Origin of the sequence: Nocardia brasiliensis ATCC 700358 (assembly GCF_000250675.2) — a bacterium.
In the GTDB taxonomy this organism is placed as follows: Bacteria; Actinomycetota; Actinomycetes; order Mycobacteriales; family Mycobacteriaceae; genus Nocardia; species Nocardia brasiliensis_B.
In genome coordinates this window covers 8,477,584-8,493,927 of sequence record NC_018681.1, presented here as the reverse complement: position 1 = coordinate 8,493,927, position 16,344 = coordinate 8,477,584, and the positions used below count along the sequence as shown (strand labels likewise).

The window sequence follows — 16,344 nt, the reverse complement described above, 5'->3', positions numbered from 1 at the left end:
GACCGGAAACCTCCTCCGGTGCAGTGCTTTCGACGCACTGCACCGGCGGTTTTCGTTTCAGGACAGCGGCTTTCGCGCCGGGACCAGGGCGAGCAGTTCGTCCACGGACCATTGGTCGTCGACGTGCGTGCCGTGTTTCGCGGCGAGGACTCCGCCGTCGGGGGCGATGAGGAAGTCGGCGGGCAGGCCCAGGCTGCCGCCCTCGGGTTTGGTCGGCGGAGTGGGTTGCCGGTGGCGCAGGGTGGCGACGGCGGCGCCGGTCAGGCCGCGGACGATGCCGGGCCAGCCGCGCGGGTCGAGCAGTGCGCGCGGCGAGGATTCGACGCCGAAGTCCCGGTAGAGCTGTTTGTCGGGATCAGCGATGAAATCCAGCGGGAGTCCCTCGGTGTATTTGCGCAGTTCTGTTGCGCTGGAATGAAAGACGACGACCTCGCGGATATTCGCGGCCGTGATCTCGTCGTGCCTGGTGACGATCGAGCGCAGGTGCAGATGGCAGACCGGGCACCCGGCGAAGCGGCGAAACTGCAAGTGGATCAGGCGGTTCGGATCGGGTAGGTAGACCTGCCGGTCGGTGACGGTGGTCAGCACTCGATCGGCGACGGTGGTCGGCAGGGGCATGGGTTTCCTTTCGTAGGTGTACTTCGTACGCCTACGTCTAGTATGCGCGTACCTTGTACGCTGTCAACCCATGCCCCGTCCGCGCTCACTGACCACCGCAGATCTCGCGAACGCCGCCCTCGCGGTGCTCGACCGCGACGGCTTGGCCGCGCTCACGATGCGCGCGGTCGCCAAGGAACTCGGCGTGGCCACGATGGCGCTCTACCGCTACGTCGCCGACCGCGAGGCACTCGAAGTGCTGGTCGTCGACCACATCTACGCCGCGATCGACACCACGTTGCCGCCCGCCGCCCCCTGGCAGGAGGCGCTCACCACGCTGCTCGAACGCGTTCGCGCGGCCGTCGCGCACCACCCCGAGACCGTGCCGCTGGTACTGCGACACCGGCAATCATCGACCGCTTCCCTGCGCGTGATCGAAGCGATGCTGGCCGTCCTCACCCGTGCCGGTTTCACCGGCCCCGACCGCGTAATAGCCCAACGCACCCTCGTCGCCTTCCTCTTGGGCGCCTTGCAAAACGAGCACTACGCCGCCCTGTCCGGCCGAGGCACCGCCACCATGGCCGCCCTGCCCCCCGAAACCTTCCCCCTCCTCACCGCCACCGCCACCCTGGCCCAAACCCTCACCCCCGACGACGAATACCGCGCCGGCCTCCAAATAGTCCTCCGCGGCTTGACCCCCCGTTAGGTGAAGTGGGGGTTGTAGTGGTCCAGCCAGATCGCGACGTCCAGGAGTTGTTCGAGGTCGAAGCGGTCGGGTTCGGTGAGGTGGGCGGCGGGGCGGTCGACGGCTTTGGTGACGGCGTCGTGGTCGTAGAGGTGGAAGACGGGGTGGGTGGGGGTGGCGAGCAGGTCGGTGGATTGGTTGATGAGGGCCGTGACGTAGTCGAGGTTCTTGGTGATCGGGTAGTGGCTTTTCACGCGTTCGACTACCGAGCGGGGCAGCGTGTCCGCGGTGGCGGCGCGGAGCAGGCTCTTCTCCCGGCCGTCGAAGGTTTTCAAAGACCACGGGGCGTTGTAGACGTATTCGACGAGCCGGTGATCGCAGTACGGCACCCGGACTTCGAGGCCGACCGCCATGCTCATCCGGTCCTTGCGGTCGAGCAGGGTGCGCAGTAGCCGAGTGATGTGCAGGTGGGACACCTGGCGCATCCGGAACTCCAGGTCGCTCTCACCGTCCAGGCGCGCGACCTCGGCGAGCGCGTCCGCGAAACTGTCCGCGAGGTAGGTGTCGAGATCCAGGGCCGCGGTCAGGTCGGGATCGAGCAATCTGGTGCGCTGCACGAACTCCGGGGGTAGCACGGCGAGCCAGGGGAATGTGGTCAGGCCGTGCTCGGCGGCGGTCCGGAACCAGCGGTAGCCCGCGAAGACCTCGTCCGCGGATTCTCCGGACAGGGCTACGGTCGAATGCTCCCGAATCGCTTTGAACAGCAGATAAAGTGACGCGTCGGTATCACCGTGCCCGGTCGGCACGTCACGGGCGGTGACCACCGCGGCGCGGACGGCCGGGTCGGCGAGGGCCGCACTGTCGAGCCGGATATCCCTGTGGCGGGTGCCGGAATGCTCGGCGACAGCCCGGGCGAAGGGCGCGTCGAGTGTCGCCCGCCACTCGTCCGGCACGAAATCCTCATCCTGCTGCTGGAATTCGACGCTGAAACTGCGCACCTGCTCGCCGGTACTGCGCAGGTGGGCGGCGGCCAGGGTGGTCAGCGCGGACGAGTCGAGCCCGCCGGAGAGCAGCATGCAGCGCGGCACATCCGAAATCAGTTGCCGCGCAACGACGTCCTCGAGTAAGTCGCGGACCGTCCGCACGGTCGAGGCGCGGTCGTCCCTGTGCTCGAGTGTGCGCAGTGTCCAATAGGCGGTGGTGCGCAGTCCGTCTCGATCGACGGTTACCACCGAACCCGGGGGCACCTGACGCATCCCGGTCCACGCCGATCCTTCCGGGCGCACGCTGACGACGAACAATTCGCGCAGCCCGTCGAGGCCGATTGATCTGTCCGACAAGGGATTGGCGAGGATAGCCTTCGGCTCGGAGCCGAAAAGCAGACCGTCCTCGGTCGGATAGTAGTAGAAGGGCTTGATGCCGAGGCGATCTCGCACCAGCACCAGCCGCTCGATCCGCGCGTCCCAGAGGGCGAAGGCGTACATCCCGTTGAGTCGCTCGGCGAAGGCCGTGCCCCACTCCAGGTATGCGCGCAACACGACTTCGGTGTCGGAGGCGGTGGTGCAGCGCTGCCCGCGGGCACGCAGTTCCTCGCGTAGTTCGCGAAAGTTGTAGGCCTCTCCTGAATAGACCATGGCGACAACGCCATCCGGCGTTTCGATGGTCATCGGCTGCGCGCCGCCGGCCAGGTCGATGATGGCCAGCCGTCGGTGCCCGAGTGCGACGTGCGGTGCGACCCAGGTGCCCGAGCCGTCGGGTCCTCGGCACGCCATGGTGGCCGTCATCGCGTCGATGGAGTTGTTCGCTGTCGTCAGGTCTCGCTGAAAGGAGACCCATCCGGTGATTCCGCACATGCCATAAGGCTAGAGTCTCTCTAAGATTCTAGCAACTATAACTTTGATGTCGATATAGTAAGCTTCCGGCATGGGTGAACCGGGGCTGCGCGAACGCAAAAAGCAGCGGACCAGGACGGCGATCGCGGAGGCGGCGTACCGGCTGTTCGAGACGCGTGGCTACGACGCCACGACGGTTACCGAAATCGCTGCGGCAGCAGATGTTTCGCCCGCCACCTTCTTCAATCATTTCCCGACCAAGGAGGCGGTGCTCTTCGCCGAGGGCGGCGGCCTGCTCGACGTCGGGCTCGCATCGATCGCGGCGCGACCGGCGGACGCGCAGGTCGGGGTGGTGCTCGCCGAGGCGATGCGGGCGATGCTGCGGGAGATGGCGGGCGGTCCCCGCGATCCGTCGGGTGAACTCGAAGCGACCCGGATCCGCTTGTTGATGTCGGTCCCGTCGTTGCGTGCCGCCACCTTGCAGCGCCTGTTCGAGGTGGAAGATCGCCTGGCGCAGGCGCTGGCCGAGGCGTTCGCGGACGAACTGGACGAGGTGCGGGCCGCGATTCTGGTCGGCGGACTGTGCGGTGCCCTGTTCGCAGGCGGACGGGCGGCCATGCGGGCGGACAAGACCTTCCAGGATGCGGTCGACGGCGCGCTGGATCTGGCGATCAAGGCGGCCGGCGACCTGCATCAGGGGTGATCGAAGTCGTTGTGCCTGCGGCGCAACGATTCTCGTGCTCGGCTCAGCGAAAGAGGGCGCTGGTGTCGATGGTTTCGGCCATGGCCTGCGCCCCGGCATCGTTGAGGTGCATTCCGTCGCCGCAGTCGAAGTCCGCGTGGATGAAGTCCGGCCGGGCCGGATCCTCCACCGCGCGGGCGACATCGAAGACGGTGTCGAAAAGGTCTGTGGTGCGCAACCATTCGTTGACCGCATGGCGGGTTCGCACGGTCTCGGCGACGGGCATGCCCGGGTAGACGACGCCTGCGTACGGGCCGATGGTGGCGGCGTGCACGGTCAGGCCCGCCGCGCGGGCACGGCGAGCCAGCGTGGTGAAGCCCGCGATCAACTCGTCGGCTGTGGCGGGCGGCTCGCCGGACATGCCGCCGAGGATCAGGTCGTTGATGCCGAAGTTGAACAGCACGGCCGTCGCGCCGGGAACGCTCAGTACGTCGCGGTCGAAGCGCGCCAAGCCGGGCGTGCCGATCTCATTGGTGAGCAAACGATTTCCGGCGATGCCCTGGTTGACCGCCCAGCCCCGGTCGAGCCTGCTGTTCAGCACGTCCACCGAGCGCCGATTCGCGCTCACGGTCGTGCCGACGCCTTCGAACCAGGAGTCCCCGAATGCCACGGCGACCGGAATGTCTGCGGCCACGGCCACATCCACGCCGGAGACGTAGAAGCGGGCGGGAAACTCCTCGGCCGCGGCGAGTTCCGGTGCTGCGGTGACGTTTCCGGCCGCGATATAGGCGATTTCGGAGGGCTGGTGCGAGAACGTCGCGAGTCCGGTCTGCTCGGGTAGATAGACGCTGAGCATCAGGTCGTCGCCCGGTGCGACGGCCAGCGCGATCGGATCGCTGACGAGTTCGCCGCCCGCCGGAATCACCGACCGCTCGACCCCGGAGAAGTGCAGCGCGACATCGGTTTCCGTGACGATCGCGCTGCACGCTTTGCGCAGCGCGACCCGGGCGGCGCCGATGACCAGCGTGTCGCGTCCGAACAGATTGGTCAGCCGGATCCGGAGCTGGTCACCGCCGCCGGCCAGATGCAGTACCTGCCGGACGGTCTCGTCGGCGAAGGCCCGCGATTCGGCGAGCTTGACCTGCTCGTAGGGGCTGATGACCGCGGAACGGAAGCCGGCGACCCAGTGGGTGGTGTCAGACATCGAGAGCTCCATTAGTTGCTGCGAGGAATAATGCGTTGGCATATTTCTACAACCATGTATTCCTCATGTCAACTATCCCTGTGTCAACTACTTCCGGTAGGTTGGCGGTATGGACCTGTTCGACGATCCCCGGCTCACCACCATGGGACTGCTGTTCGAGGCGCATGCGGGCGTAGTGGCCAGGCTGGAGCCGACTTGGCGGGCGCACGGCTTGTCCGGCATGGATCTGAATGCGCTCATGCGCCTGAGTCGTTCGCCGGACCGCCGACTGCGCATGTCCGACCTCGCGACCCAGACCGCGCTGTCCACCAGTGGCGTGACCCGGCTCGTCGACCGGCTCACCCGCGCCGGGCTGGTCGAACGGGAACTCGATCCCGGCGATCGGCGCAGCGCCTACGCGGTGCTCACCGCGGCGGGCGCGCAGCGACTCACCGAGGTGCTGCCCGACTATCTGGTCGCGGTGGACCGCTGGTTGACCGGGTTGCTGACCCCCGAGCAACTGGAAGGGTTCGTCACCGCACTGCGGGTTGTGCGCGACACGGTCAATCCCGAGGCGACGGCGGGCGTCGACTGACCTCCGGCGGCCGACCGCCGGACGCGGCGAGCAGGCGTTCCAGCCCGTCGAGGATCAGGTTCAGGCCGAAGTCGAAATCCGCGATCCCCGTGTGCTTTCCGTCGATCACGAGCTGGGACAGCGCGTTCATGTATGGAAACTGATCCGCCGGTATCCGTGGCAGGAAATGTGCGGCGGCGGAGGCGTATTCATCGGGCTGCAGGGGAAAGTTCGACTCCTGCATGGTGAAGCCGTAGATATGGCTGTCCAGCGCGTTCCAGGCGCGGTCCGCGAGTTGATACGAGAAGCCCGCGGCGCGCAGGCAGCCGATGGTGGCGTCGATGTAGCGCAGCATGGCCGGGCCTACATTCAACCGGGAGCCGATGAGTCCGGTGGCCCACGGGTGTCGCAGTAGTACCTCGTGCGCGGAGGTCGCGCGGGCGCGCATGGCCGCCTTCCAATCGCCGCCGATGGCGGGCACGGCCATCTCGGCGATCACCAGATCGGCCAGACCGTCGAGCAGGTCGTCCTTGTTGGCGACGTGGTTGTACAGCGACATCGCCTCGACGCCGAGCAATTGGGCCAGCTTGCGCATGGACAGCGCGGCGAGTCCTTGCTCGTCGGCGACGCGGAGAGCGGCGCGCAGCACCCTTTCGCGGTTCAGTGGGGCGCGGGCGGCGGTTGGCTTGGGCATGGGCCCTCTCGGTTGACGTACTTACGGTGTAAGCGTACCGTCCGGAGTGAGCGACTTACGCTGTAAGTCTCCGTTCCAGCGAGGAAGCCTATGTCCGAGATCAAGGACCCCATCGTGGAAGTCGCCGAGATGGCAGCGGTCGTCGCACCGCGGTACGGCACCGGCGAGGTGCTACGGATCGAGCGGGTCGCCCGGCCGAACCCGCACGCGGGTGAGGTGCTGGTCCGGGTTCGTGCCGCGGCCGTGTGTCAGGGCGATGCCCACCTGCTCACCGGCACGCCCTACCTGCTGCGCCTCGGTTTCGGCCTGCGCCGGCCCAAGGATCCGGTGATCGGGCACGACCTGGCCGGAGAGGTGGTCGCGGTCGGTGCGGGGGTCACCGGATTCCGGCCCGGGGACCGGGTTTTCGGTCAGGTCGGGTCGGGCGCCTTCGCCGAGTACGCCTGCGTCTGCGCGCAGCGCCTCGCCCCGGCGCCGGCCGGGGCGAGTTTCGAAGAGCTTGCCGCCGTGCCGGATTCGGGCATGACGGCGCTGCAGGGTCTGCGCGACGCCGGGCGGCTGCGAGCCGGGCAGCGGGTGCTGATCAACGGCGCCTCCGGCGGTGTCGGCTCGTTCGCGGTCCAACTCGCCAAGGCGCTCGGCGCGGAGGTGACCGCCGTGTGCAGCACCCGCCATCTGGCCGCGGTCCGGACGCTCGGCGCGGATCATGTGATCGACTACACCGCAGCCGATTTCACCGCCGACGAGGCGCGTTATGACGTGCTGCTCGACCTCGTCGGCAATCGGACGCTCCGGGACTGCCGTCGGGTACTCACTCCGAAGGGGGTGTTCGTCTCGTCCGCGGGGGCGCCCGGCGGCAATTGGGCGGGGCCGGTCTTATGGATGGGAAAGATGATGCTGGCCAACCTGTTCGTGCGCCAGCGGATCGCGGTGCACCTCATGCGTCCGCAACGAAGCGACCTCGACTATCTCGCGGACCTCGTCGCCGCGGGCAAGGTGCGCCCCTTGATCGAGCAGCATCACCCGCTAGCACAGGCCGCGGCTGCGGTCCAGCACGTCATCGACGGGCATGCCCAGGGCAAGACGGTGATCGTGGTGTGAACGTCGCTGCGGTTCGCCGCGTGATTCATCGAGCAGCAGCGCCGCCGGGGCTGAACAGCGCGGGGTCAGTCCACGGAATCGTGCAAGCGCCGGGCGAGCGTACGGACATGAGCGACGAGTTCCGGTGGTTCGTGCACATGGCACGGGAAACCGAAAGTCGCCAGGTAGATGGCCATTTCGTCGAGTGAGTTGGCGCCGACGCGCAGCGTGCACGATTCGGCGTCGACCGCTTCGATGACGCCGACCGTCGGGGAAATGCGGTCGGCCGCAACCTCGGCGGGGACGCCGAGGGTGACGCGTGCGGAATACCGATACGGCGAATTCGTCACGCCCTGCGTCAGATAGCCGGACAGGTCCGCGTCGGGCGCCTCGCGCGGGGTGAAGCGCGGGCCGGTCGGGATCCGGGGATGCAGCCGGTCGACCCGGTAGGTGCGCCAGTCGGCGCGGTCGACGTCCCAGCCGATCAGGTACCAGCGGCGGCCGGTGTGCGCCAGGCGATGTGGCTCGGTGGTCCGCAAAGACGCTGTGCCGTCGTGGCTCCGGTAGTCGAACCGGAGCCGGTGGCTGTCGCGGATCGCGCCCGCGATCGCGGTGAGCGTGTCCGGGTCGACGGTCGGCCCGCCCGCGGCCACCGTGACGGTGACCGATTGCAGCAGGCTCACCCGGTGGCGCAGGCGCGAGGGCAGTACCTGCTCGAGCTTGGTGAGCGCCCGCAGCGAGCTGTCCTCGATACCGGTGATGGTGCCGCCCGCCGCGGTGCGCAACCCGATCGCGACGGCCACCGCCTCGTCGTCGTCGAGCAGCAGCGGCGGCAGTTTCGCGCCTGCCCCGAGGCGGTATCCGGCGATACCGGCGGTGGCATCCACGGGATAGCCGAGGTTGCGCAGCTTGTCGATGTCACGCCGGACGGTGCGCACGTCGACCTCGAGGCGTGCGGCCAGTTCGGTGCCGGTCCAGTCGCGCGGCGTCTGCAACAGCGAGAGCAGGCGGAGCAGGCGGGCGGAGGTTTCCAACATGAATTCGAGTATGCGCGAAAGCTAGGGCAAAAGCTGTCCTAGCTGCGTTCTAACGTCTCTCTCATGAGCAACGAGATCCACGAATTCCGCATCGACATCCCGCAGCAACAGCTCGACGACCTGCGCACCCGGCTCGACGGCGCACGGCTGCCCGCTCCGTTGCCCGGCGACGGCTGGGACACCGGCGTGCCGACGAGCTGGCTGCGCGGGCTGGTGGACTACTGGCGGACCGGATACGACTGGCGGGCCGCGGAGGCCAAGCTCAACTCCTACCCGCAGTACCTGACCGAGATCGACGGGCAGACCATCCACTTCCTGCACGTGCGCTCGCCCGAGGCGGACGCGCTGCCGCTGCTGATGACGCACGGCTGGCCGGGCTCGGTGGTCGAGTTCCTCGACGTGATCGGGCCGCTGTCGGATCCGCGGGCGCACGGCGGCGATCCGAAAGACGCGTTCCACCTGGTGATTCCGTCGCTGCCGGGCTTCGGCTTCTCAGGCCCGATCACCGCGGCGGGCTGGACGGTCGAGCGGATCGCCGGGGCCTGGGCCGAACTCATGCGCAGGCTCGGCTATGAGCACTACGGCGTGCAGGGCGGCGATATCGGCGCCGCGGTGAGCCCCGAGGTGGGCCGGGTCGCACCGGAAAACGTTGCGGGCGTGCACGTCAACGGCGGACCCGGCCCGCTGCCGCCGCTGCCGCTCGCCGCGGCGGAGCTGGCGAGCCTGAGCGAGATCGAACGGGATCGGATCGGCCGCATCGAGGCGTTCATGCAGGAGGAGTTCGGCTACATCGCGATCCAGTCCACCCGGCCGCAGACGCTGGCCTACGGGCTGGTCGATTCGCCGGTCGGGCAGCTGGCCTGGATCATGGACAAGTTCCGCGAGTGGACGCATCCGCGAAACATCGACCCGGACAAGATCATCGACCGCGACCGGCTGCTGACCAACGTGATGCTGTACTGGCTCAACGGCACCGCGGGCTCGTCCGCCTACGTCGGCTACGCGCAGGAAGGCGGCTGGGGCGAGACGAAGACCAGCTCCGGCGTGCCGACCGCGGCGCTGGTCTTCGCCCATGACATCGGCATTCGCAAGTACTCCGAGACCGAGCACAACATCACCCGCTGGCACGACGTCGACCGCGGCGGCCACTTCGCGGCCTTGGAGGAACCCGTGCTGCTCACCACCGATATTCGCGAGTTCTTCCGCGACCTGCGCTGAAAACCGAAGTCTGTGGGCCTGTTTCGGCATGTCGTCGCCGGAGCAGGCCCACAATCGGGGGCAGGATCGTCGGTGAGGTACAGCATGGAGAAACCGAGACCGCTCAGCCAGGAGCATCGGGAAGACTTCTGGCGGCGCTGTGGTTGGGCACCCGAACTGCCGGAGGGCGAGCGCGTGGCGATCGAGCGTGCGTGGGACGACGAATCGATCGAGATGGCGGAGCTTTTCGGCTGGTAGTCCGCTACCCGGCGGCGAGTTCGCCGGCCCGCCGCCACGAGTCGCGTTCGGCGGCGAAGGCCGCTGCCTGGGTGGCGCGGAAGGCGGCGATCGAATCCTGGTGCGTGGCGAGGAAGGTGCGGTGCTCGGCGAGGCGGAACTCGCCGTCCTCGGCTCGTACCTCGACCTTGCCCGCCGCGAAATCCGCTCGTAGGTCCAGTAATTCGTCCGCACCCACCGGATACCACCGGATGCGGTCGAAATAGCGCAGTAGCCAAGGAGTTTCCGCACCCGAAGGGTCGCGGTCTGCCCCGGGACGGCCGGTGTGCCTGCCCGCGTGGTGGTTCCATACTTGCGTGGTGCGCCCGACGAACTGGTAGCCGCCCGGCCCCTCCATGCCGTAGATGCAGAGGTAGGCGCCGCCGATGCCGACGGCGTTCTCCGGCGTCCAGGTGCGGGCCGGGTTGTACTTGGTGGTGACCAGGCGGTGCCGGGGATCGGTGGGGGTGGCGACCGGCGCGCCGAGGTACACGTCGCCGAGGCCGAGCACGAGATACTCGGCGTCGAAGACGGTGTCGTAAACCTCTGCGACCGAGGCCAATCCGTTCACGCGGCGAATGAACTCGATGTTCCACGGGCACCACGGTGCGTCGGCGCGTACTCCGTGCATGTACCGGGTGATGGCCTCGCGGGTGGCCGGATCGTCCCAGGACAGCGGTAGGTGCACGGTTCGGCTGGGCACGACCAGCCGGTCGGCGGCGGGCAGGTGCCGTTCGGCCTCGGCGAGCAGGTCGAGCAAGCGCGGTATGGGCAGGGCCCGCGGATCCACCCGGATCTGGAGCGAGCGAATCCCCGGCGTCAGCTCGGTCACGCCGGGCACCGCGGCGGCGAGCAGATGCTGATGCAGGGCATGCACGCGGGCCCGGAGGGCGAGATCCAAGGTCATCGTGCCGTATTCGACGAGTACGGCGTCGTCGCCCGCGCGGCGATAGGTGACACCGATCTCGTCGTCCACGTCGGTGCGGCGGAGCACGCCGTCGTCGCCGTCGCCCCCCGCCGAGAACACCGTCTGCCAGTTCGCCCGGCGGGCTGGACCCAACTCGCGGACGGAGGCGGCACGATCGCTGCGGATCGGCACGAACCGGACGGTGTCGCCCGGGGCGAGCTGCCCGAGTTTCCAGCGGTCGGCCGCGACCACGGTGACCGGGCAGACGAAACCGCCGAGACTGGGACCGTCGGGACCGAGCAGGATCGGGGTGTCTCCCGTGAAGTCGAGTGCGCCGACCGAATACGGGGTGTCGTGGATGTTGGACGGATGCAGGCCGGCCTCGCCGCCGTCGGGGCGGGCCCACTCCGGCTTGGGCCCGGCCAATCGGACGCCGGTGCGATCCGAGTTGAAGTGCACCGTGTAATCGGTGCCGATGATGGTGTCGAAGTCTTTGCGGGTGAAGAACTCCGGTGCGCCGTGCGGGCCTTCGGTCACGGCGAGTTCCCAGCGGTGCGTGAGCACCGGTTGCTCCTCCATCGGCACGGCGGCGGCGATCCGGCCACTCGGCGCTCCGAGCGAGAGCACCGTCGCGGCGCGCAGGGCGTTCCCGCCGCTGCCGCCGAACCGGCCGAGGGTGAAAGTAGCTGCGCTACCCAGATATTCGGGCACTTCGATACCGCCGCCCAGCAGGATGTAGGTGCGCATGCCCGGGCCCCGAACCGCACCGACGTCGAGGACGCCACTGGCCGGGACCCGCACGGTCCGCCACTGTTCGATGGGCACCCCGTCCACCGTCACGTCGGCCGGCGCCCCGGTGACGCATACCCATGTGGGGGTCGTGCACCGTAGCGCGGGGCCACCGAGCGTGCATTCCAGGCCGGGCGCGCCCTCGGCGTTGCCGAGGATTCGATTGCCGAGCCGGAACGACAGGTCGTCCATCGGGCCGGACGGCGGAACGCCGATATGCCAGTAGCCCACCCGGCCCGGCCAATCCTGCACTGTCGTAAGCATTCCCGGCCGCAACACTTCGATGGCCGACCGGGCCGGTGCGACGGAAGCGGTGACCGTCTCGCCGCCGCCGCACGCGAGAGCGGGTGCGGCCGCGGCACTCATCGGGTCACCACCATGCGCACCGGCGTCGGGTCGAAACCGTTGCACGGGTTGTTGATCTGGGGGCAGTTGGAGACCAGGACCAGGGTGTCGATCTCCGCGCGCAGCGTGACCTTCTTTCCTGGCGCGGACAAGCCGTCGACGATGCCGAGTGTGCCGTCGGCTTCCACCGGAACGTTCATGAACCAGTTGATGTTCGACACCAGGTCGCGCTTGCTCAGACCCCAGGACAGCGCCGCGGTGAGAAAGTTCTCCACGCACGCGTGCTGGTGCCGGGTGTGGTGTCCGTAGCGAAGCGTGTTCGACTCCTGCGAGCAGGCGCCCGCGATGGTGTCGTGGTTGCCGACCTCGTCGGCGACGACCGTCATCAGCGCGGTACCCACGTCGGTGCGCAGCACGCTGCCGGTGGTGAGGAAGATGTTGCGTTGCGCGGCGACGGTGGCCTGTGCGCTGTAGCGGTCGCTGTGATCGGCAGCCGAGTACAGCAGACAGTCGACGGCCTGGTTGCCGTGCAGGTCGATGATCTCCAGGTGGTCGCCCGCGGCCACTACCGCGGACCAGGACGACCGCGCGGGCACGAGCTCATCGAGCACCGTGCTACGGGACGGGGTGGTGTTCATTGCGCTACCTCCGGTGTGCGCGCGGCTGTCCAGGCCTGTTCGGTGTTCTGCACGGCCCGTTGGTATTCCGGGTCGGAGCTGTGCGCTACGGCGAGCTCCTCGGGCGCCGTCCAGGCCACGACATCGAGGTCCGTGGCCGCGCGGTCGTCGAGCGGGTGGGTGGCGTTGGCGACGAGCAGCGTCACCGGCAGGTGCAGCAGCAACTCGACCGAGGAACCGGGGGCGGCGCTGCCGGTGGCGGTCAGTGCGCCGTCGGCGGCCACCCGGACGCCGCGGAAGAACGACACCGTCGGGCCGATATCACGTGGCGCCAGACCGTGTTTGGCGCCGGCCAGGCGCAACAGCTGCCGTGCCTCGGCGGTCGGGCCGCACAGGGCGTCGTGCCGGCCCGACGTATCGGCGAGCACCGTGGCGAGGATGCGTCCCTGGTCGGACAGGAGCGGATGCCCGTCGCCGAGATAGGCCTGCCACGGCACCTTGACGGTGTCGGCGACGTTCAGCCGCTCCCACGGCGCGTCGGCGCGCAGGAGCAGCAGGTGTGCGCACGCGGCGCCGGCCGGGTCGGACAGCCGGACCCGGATGCCCCGGCCGAGCACGAGGCCTGCGTAGCCCTGCGGCGGAACACGCTGGGCGAAGGTGATTCTCGCCGGATCGATGCCGCTGGGCAGCTCCGGTTCGGCGAGGGTCGCCGCGGCGGCTTGTGCGCGTGCGTGCGCTCTGGCGCCGGAGGTCGATGCGGTGTTCGTCATGGTGCTCCCTTCGATGGGTGCGGTCGTACCGGTGTCCGTCGGCGCGGTGGTGGCAAGCACCGCCACCGCGCCGGGGACTCATGCGGAAGGTGTTGCGGTTTGCCGGTTCTCGGCGGGCCCGAGCGCGCCGGTGACCAGTCGGTGCACGATCACGCCGACGGCGATCACCGCCAGCACGAACAGCGGTGCGGCCCAGCGCATCCACCAGCTGCCGCCGTTCGGCGTATAGACCTCGGCGCGGGGCCAGGCCAGATTCACCGCCATCGCGACGCCCCACAGCACCGCGAGCACGTTCACCGGAATCCCGAAGCGGCCCAGGCTGAACAGCCGCTGCTCGGTGGGTTCGTCGGCGGGCATGCCCCGGAACCGGCGCACCAGCAGCGGCACCGTGACCAGCAGGTACGCCAGGTAGAGCGTGACGATGCAGACGCTGGCCAAGGTCGCGAAGATCGCGGCGTTGCCGAGATTCAGCACCAGCAGCGCGATCCCGAGCACGCCGATGATCACGGCGGGCAGCACCGGAGTGCCGAAGCGGGGATGCACCGCGGCGACCCGCGCGGCGAACGGCAGCTTACCGTCGCGGGCCATCGAGAACATCAGCCGCGATCCGGCGGTCTGAATTGCCAACGTGCACACGGTGATCGCCACCGCGACACAGCCGAGCAGCACTTTGCCCGCCGGGCTGTCCAACTTCGAGGTCAGCACGTAGGCCAGCCCCTCGGTGGCCAGCGAACCGTCGGACAGACTCGGCGCGGCCATCAACGCGCCGATCAGCAGCAGCCCGCCGCCGAGCGCGGAGACCGCGAGCGCGGTCAGGATGGTGCGCGGCGCCACCCGGCGCGGATTCTTCGTCTCCTCGGAAAGCTCACCGGCGGAATCGAAGCCGACCATCACGTACGCGGCCATCAGGCCGGAGACCAAGAAGGCGGCCAGGTAGGAACCGGGCACCGCCTGAGCGGTGTCGAGCACGACGCCCGGCCCGCGCTCGGTGTGGGTGAAGAAGAGCCCGATGATCGCGAGCACGCCGACGATCTCGACGGTGACGCCGATCGAGTTGATCCGCGACATGAGATCGATGCCGAGCACGTTGATCGTGGTCGTGGCCACCAGCAGGATACTGCCGAGCAGCACGGCGTTGGTCGCGCCGGAAGACGAGGTGAGCGCTGTTTCGGTGCCGATGATCTGGAATCCGGGCCAGATCGTCGGCAGCACCACCTGCAACGCGATGGCGGCCGCGGCGGCGGTCACGATCTGCGCGATGACCATCATCCAGCCGGCGAACCAGCCGACGAGTTCGCCGCCGAGGCGGCGCGACCACTGGTAGATACAGCCCGAAATGGGATAGCGCGCAGCGAGTTCGGCGAAGTTCAACGCGACGAGGAACTGTCCGGCGAAGACCAGCGGCCAGGTCCAGAAGAAGGCGGCGCCGCCGAACGAATAGCCGAAGCCGAAGAACTGGAAGATCGTGGTGAGGATGGAGACGAACGAGAAGCCTGCCGCGAACGAGGCATAGCGGCCCAGCTTGCGGTGCAGTACGGGTTGGTAGCCGAACCTGGCGAGGTCGGCGCCGTCGCGGCTGGTGTCGGGCGGCGGCGGGGGAGCGAACGTTGTGGCCATGAGGGTCCTTCGGCGAGCGGCCAATACCTATCAGATGACAGTTTTGCGGTGGCGATCGCTTTTCCGGTGACCCGCATGTATCTCTTGCGGCAACCCCCGTAACAACTGCGTTGCCGAGGTTTCTATCGAATGACAGAAACCTCTCCGCTGCCTGTCCCGCGGTGTACCGCGGCGGATCGACCTGTGACGACCTGCCAGAATGGACGTGTGGCAAACCTCGGCCCCGGCCGTCCTCGGGTGGAGCAGCGACGCCGTCGCGGCCAGACGCCGCGCGCCGAGATCCTGGATGCCGCCGGGGAACTCTTCACTACCAATGGCTACGCGAACACCTCCACCCGTGTGGTCGCCGACGCGGTCGGGATCCGTCAGGCATCGCTGTATCACCATTTCGCCGCCAAGGATGACATCCTCGATGCGCTGCTTGCCGAAACCATAGCTGCCCCATTGGAACTCGCCGAGCGACTGGGGAACGTGTCGGCCTCGCCTGCGGCCCGCCTGTACGCCCTCGCCTGGTTCGACGTCCGGCAACTCTGCGCGTCCCGCTGGAATCTCGGTGCGCTGTACCTGCTTCCGGAACTGCGCACCGCACGGTTCGCCGCGTTCCGGCTGCGGCGCGACGAACTACGCGGCCACTACGAGAGTTCGGCCGCGGCGGTGCTGGCCGCGGGTGCTGGCGTCGGCGTCGTCGGTGCGGCGGCCCTCCCGTTCCGGCTGGTGGAGACGGTGATCAATATTCGATCGGACGAGGGCAAGGCACCCGCCGAGGCGGAACGAACGATTCCGGAGGCCGCGCTGCGGGTGCTCGGCTGGCCCGGCGACCTGGTCGCGCTGCGTGCCGCCGCGGCGCAGGTGCTCGAACAGGCGCAGTGAGAACCGGCGCGGTGCGGACTGGGGAGCAGCTCAGTGCGTCGGGGGCGCTATCCGCCAGTGCTGCTGCAATGCGCCGGCGATCTCCGGCAGGATGGTGATCGGCACCCGCTTGCTGCGTAGCAGGGCACGAATCTCGTTGACCTGCTCTCGTTTACGCAGGTCGTAGGCGCCGGACACCGGGCCGAGCACCGGCGGGATGGCCAGCAGCACCAATTCGCCGTGGCGTTCCGCGCCATCGGTCAGATCGAGCGCGAGCGACCACCGGGCCCGGTCGTCGAGCGCGAAGCGCCCAGCGACCACCCGATCCCAGTCGATGCTCGACCGCGTCCACGGCGTACGCCGGTAGATCGCGCGCTCGGTGAGCACGACGGCGTCCCGGGTGAACAGCGCGACGGCCACCGCGATGCCGGCGATCGCACCGGCAAGCAGCCCGGTGAACACGCGGTTGACGCCGAACAGCGCGACCACCGCCGCACACAGTCCGGCGGTCACCAGGATGCTGAGCGCGCTGTAGAGCGCCGCCCGCTGGGCGGGCACCACGCCCGCGCGCACCGTCGTCATCGTTCACCTCACCTGTGTCCGGCTGTGCTGC

General features: G+C 68.5%; 17 protein-coding genes. 7 read left to right on the top strand and 10 right to left on the bottom strand.

All coding sequences use genetic code 11. The features are described 5' to 3' along the window. Nucleotides 1-57: 57 nt before the first annotated feature. Complete coding sequence (locus tag O3I_RS38045) at nt 58-618, bottom strand: peroxiredoxin-like family protein (protein WP_014988377.1); 561 nt, start codon at nt 616-618, stop codon at nt 58-60. 70 nt (nt 619-688) lie between these two features. On the opposite strand from O3I_RS38045, the gene O3I_RS38040 reads away from it, so the two are divergent. Beyond that, a complete protein-coding gene (locus O3I_RS38040; RefSeq protein ID WP_014988376.1) occupies nt 689-1,303 on the top strand; it encodes a TetR/AcrR family transcriptional regulator C-terminal domain-containing protein in 615 nt (204 codons plus the stop codon). Here the strand turns inward: O3I_RS38040 and asnB are convergent. Beyond that, the gene (gene asnB, locus O3I_RS38035) at nt 1,300-3,135 is read right to left on the bottom strand and encodes an asparagine synthase (glutamine-hydrolyzing) (RefSeq protein WP_014988375.1); all 1,836 of its coding nucleotides are present in this window, start codon (nt 3,133-3,135) and stop codon (nt 1,300-1,302) included. The two genes, O3I_RS38040 and asnB, sit on opposite strands and share 4 nt — an antisense overlap. Before the next feature lie 70 nt (nt 3,136-3,205). Here asnB and O3I_RS38030 point away from each other — a divergent pair, with 70 nt between their 5' ends. Further along, nucleotides 3,206-3,817 carry a TetR/AcrR family transcriptional regulator gene (locus O3I_RS38030; protein WP_014988374.1) on the top strand — a complete coding sequence of 204 codons (612 nt, stop codon included), beginning with the start codon at nt 3,206-3,208 and terminating at the stop codon, nt 3,815-3,817. Nucleotides 3,818-3,860: 43 nt separating this feature from the next. Here O3I_RS38030 and O3I_RS38025 read toward each other — a convergent pair whose 3' ends face one another. Further along, nucleotides 3,861-5,000 (bottom strand): GDSL-type esterase/lipase family protein, encoded by a 1,140-nt coding sequence (locus O3I_RS38025; protein ID WP_141692080.1) that lies wholly within the window; start codon nt 4,998-5,000, stop codon nt 3,861-3,863. A 109-nt stretch (nt 5,001-5,109) separates the two neighbouring features. On the opposite strand from O3I_RS38025, the gene O3I_RS38020 reads away from it, so the two are divergent. After that, complete coding sequence (locus tag O3I_RS38020) at nt 5,110-5,574, top strand: MarR family winged helix-turn-helix transcriptional regulator (RefSeq protein WP_014988372.1); 465 nt, start codon at nt 5,110-5,112, stop codon at nt 5,572-5,574. Here the strand turns inward: O3I_RS38020 and O3I_RS38015 are convergent. After that, complete coding sequence (locus tag O3I_RS38015; protein WP_014988371.1) at nt 5,543-6,247, bottom strand: TetR/AcrR family transcriptional regulator C-terminal domain-containing protein; 705 nt, start codon at nt 6,245-6,247, stop codon at nt 5,543-5,545. The two genes, O3I_RS38020 and O3I_RS38015, sit on opposite strands and share 32 nt — an antisense overlap. 90 nt (nt 6,248-6,337) lie before the next feature. Here O3I_RS38015 and O3I_RS38010 point away from each other — a divergent pair, with 90 nt between their 5' ends. Then, on the top strand, nt 6,338-7,348 hold the full coding sequence (locus O3I_RS38010) for an NAD(P)-dependent alcohol dehydrogenase (RefSeq protein ID WP_014988370.1): 1,011 nt from the start codon (nt 6,338-6,340) through the stop codon (nt 7,346-7,348). A gap of 65 nt (nt 7,349-7,413) precedes the next feature. On the opposite strand, the gene O3I_RS38005 is transcribed toward O3I_RS38010, so the two are convergent. Continuing rightward, complete coding sequence (locus tag O3I_RS38005; RefSeq protein WP_014988369.1) at nt 7,414-8,364, bottom strand: helix-turn-helix transcriptional regulator; 951 nt, start codon at nt 8,362-8,364, stop codon at nt 7,414-7,416. 63 nt (nt 8,365-8,427) lie between these two features. On the opposite strand from O3I_RS38005, the gene O3I_RS38000 reads away from it, so the two are divergent. After that, nucleotides 8,428-9,582, top strand: a complete 1,155-nt coding sequence (locus O3I_RS38000) for an epoxide hydrolase family protein (protein ID WP_014988368.1) — start codon at nt 8,428-8,430, stop codon at nt 9,580-9,582. An 84-nt stretch (nt 9,583-9,666) separates the two neighbouring features. Continuing rightward, complete coding sequence (locus O3I_RS45830; RefSeq protein ID WP_014988367.1) at nt 9,667-9,819, top strand: hypothetical protein; 153 nt, start codon at nt 9,667-9,669, stop codon at nt 9,817-9,819. Between the two features lie 4 nt (nt 9,820-9,823). Here O3I_RS45830 and O3I_RS37995 read toward each other — a convergent pair whose 3' ends face one another. The 4 genes from O3I_RS37995 to O3I_RS37980 all read right to left on the bottom strand — a co-directional run bounded on the left by O3I_RS37995 (nt 9,824) and on the right by O3I_RS37980 (nt 14,882). Further along, nucleotides 9,824-11,899, bottom strand: coding sequence for a 5-oxoprolinase/urea amidolyase family protein (locus tag O3I_RS37995; protein ID WP_014988366.1), 2,076 nt, complete (start codon nt 11,897-11,899; stop codon nt 9,824-9,826). Continuing rightward, a complete protein-coding gene (locus tag O3I_RS37990) occupies nt 11,896-12,516 on the bottom strand; it encodes an urea amidolyase associated protein UAAP2 (protein WP_014988365.1) in 621 nt (206 codons plus the stop codon). Before O3I_RS37990 ends, O3I_RS37995 begins: the two co-directional genes overlap by 4 nt. Further along, nucleotides 12,513-13,265: a DUF1989 domain-containing protein gene (locus O3I_RS37985; protein ID WP_041564862.1), complete on the bottom strand. Its 753-nt coding sequence runs from the start codon at nt 13,263-13,265 to the stop codon at nt 12,513-12,515. The genes O3I_RS37990 and O3I_RS37985 overlap by 4 nt, the downstream gene beginning before the upstream one ends. 78 nt (nt 13,266-13,343) lie before the next feature. After that, nucleotides 13,344-14,882 (bottom strand): amino acid permease, encoded by a 1,539-nt coding sequence (locus O3I_RS37980; RefSeq protein WP_014988363.1) that lies wholly within the window; start codon nt 14,880-14,882, stop codon nt 13,344-13,346. Nucleotides 14,883-15,089: 207 nt separating this feature from the next. On the opposite strand from O3I_RS37980, the gene O3I_RS37975 reads away from it, so the two are divergent. Continuing rightward, nucleotides 15,090-15,752 carry a TetR/AcrR family transcriptional regulator gene (locus tag O3I_RS37975; protein ID WP_014988362.1) on the top strand — a complete coding sequence of 221 codons (663 nt, stop codon included), beginning with the start codon at nt 15,090-15,092 and terminating at the stop codon, nt 15,750-15,752. A 30-nt stretch (nt 15,753-15,782) separates the two neighbouring features. On the opposite strand, the gene O3I_RS37970 is transcribed toward O3I_RS37975, so the two are convergent. After that, a complete protein-coding gene (locus tag O3I_RS37970; protein ID WP_014988361.1) occupies nt 15,783-16,313 on the bottom strand; it encodes a hypothetical protein in 531 nt (176 codons plus the stop codon). Between the last annotated feature and the right edge of the window lie 31 nt (nt 16,314-16,344).

Coding starts and splice junctions, on each gene's coding strand:
- O3I_RS38045 (WP_014988377.1), bottom strand. CDS start 618: ATGCCCCTGCCGACCACCGTCGCCGATCGAGTGCTGACCACCGTCACC.
- O3I_RS38040 (WP_014988376.1), top strand. CDS start 689: ATGCCCCGTCCGCGCTCACTGACCACCGCAGATCTCGCGAACGCCGCC.
- asnB (WP_014988375.1), bottom strand. CDS start 3,135: ATGTGCGGAATCACCGGATGGGTCTCCTTTCAGCGAGACCTGACGACA.
- O3I_RS38030 (WP_014988374.1), top strand. CDS start 3,206: ATGGGTGAACCGGGGCTGCGCGAACGCAAAAAGCAGCGGACCAGGACG.
- O3I_RS38025 (WP_141692080.1), bottom strand. CDS start 5,000: ATGTCTGACACCACCCACTGGGTCGCCGGCTTCCGTTCCGCGGTCATC.
- O3I_RS38020 (WP_014988372.1), top strand. CDS start 5,110: ATGGACCTGTTCGACGATCCCCGGCTCACCACCATGGGACTGCTGTTC.
- O3I_RS38015 (WP_014988371.1), bottom strand. CDS start 6,247: ATGCCCAAGCCAACCGCCGCCCGCGCCCCACTGAACCGCGAAAGGGTG.
- O3I_RS38010 (WP_014988370.1), top strand. CDS start 6,338: ATGTCCGAGATCAAGGACCCCATCGTGGAAGTCGCCGAGATGGCAGCG.
- O3I_RS38005 (WP_014988369.1), bottom strand. CDS start 8,364: ATGTTGGAAACCTCCGCCCGCCTGCTCCGCCTGCTCTCGCTGTTGCAG.
- O3I_RS38000 (WP_014988368.1), top strand. CDS start 8,428: ATGAGCAACGAGATCCACGAATTCCGCATCGACATCCCGCAGCAACAG.
- O3I_RS45830 (WP_014988367.1), top strand. CDS start 9,667: ATGGAGAAACCGAGACCGCTCAGCCAGGAGCATCGGGAAGACTTCTGG.
- O3I_RS37995 (WP_014988366.1), bottom strand. CDS start 11,899: ATGAGTGCCGCGGCCGCACCCGCTCTCGCGTGCGGCGGCGGCGAGACG.
- O3I_RS37990 (WP_014988365.1), bottom strand. CDS start 12,516: ATGAACACCACCCCGTCCCGTAGCACGGTGCTCGATGAGCTCGTGCCC.
- O3I_RS37985 (WP_041564862.1), bottom strand. CDS start 13,265: ATGACGAACACCGCATCGACCTCCGGCGCCAGAGCGCACGCACGCGCA.
- O3I_RS37980 (WP_014988363.1), bottom strand. CDS start 14,882: ATGGCCACAACGTTCGCTCCCCCGCCGCCGCCCGACACCAGCCGCGAC.
- O3I_RS37970 (WP_014988361.1), bottom strand. CDS start 16,313: ATGACGACGGTGCGCGCGGGCGTGGTGCCCGCCCAGCGGGCGGCGCTC.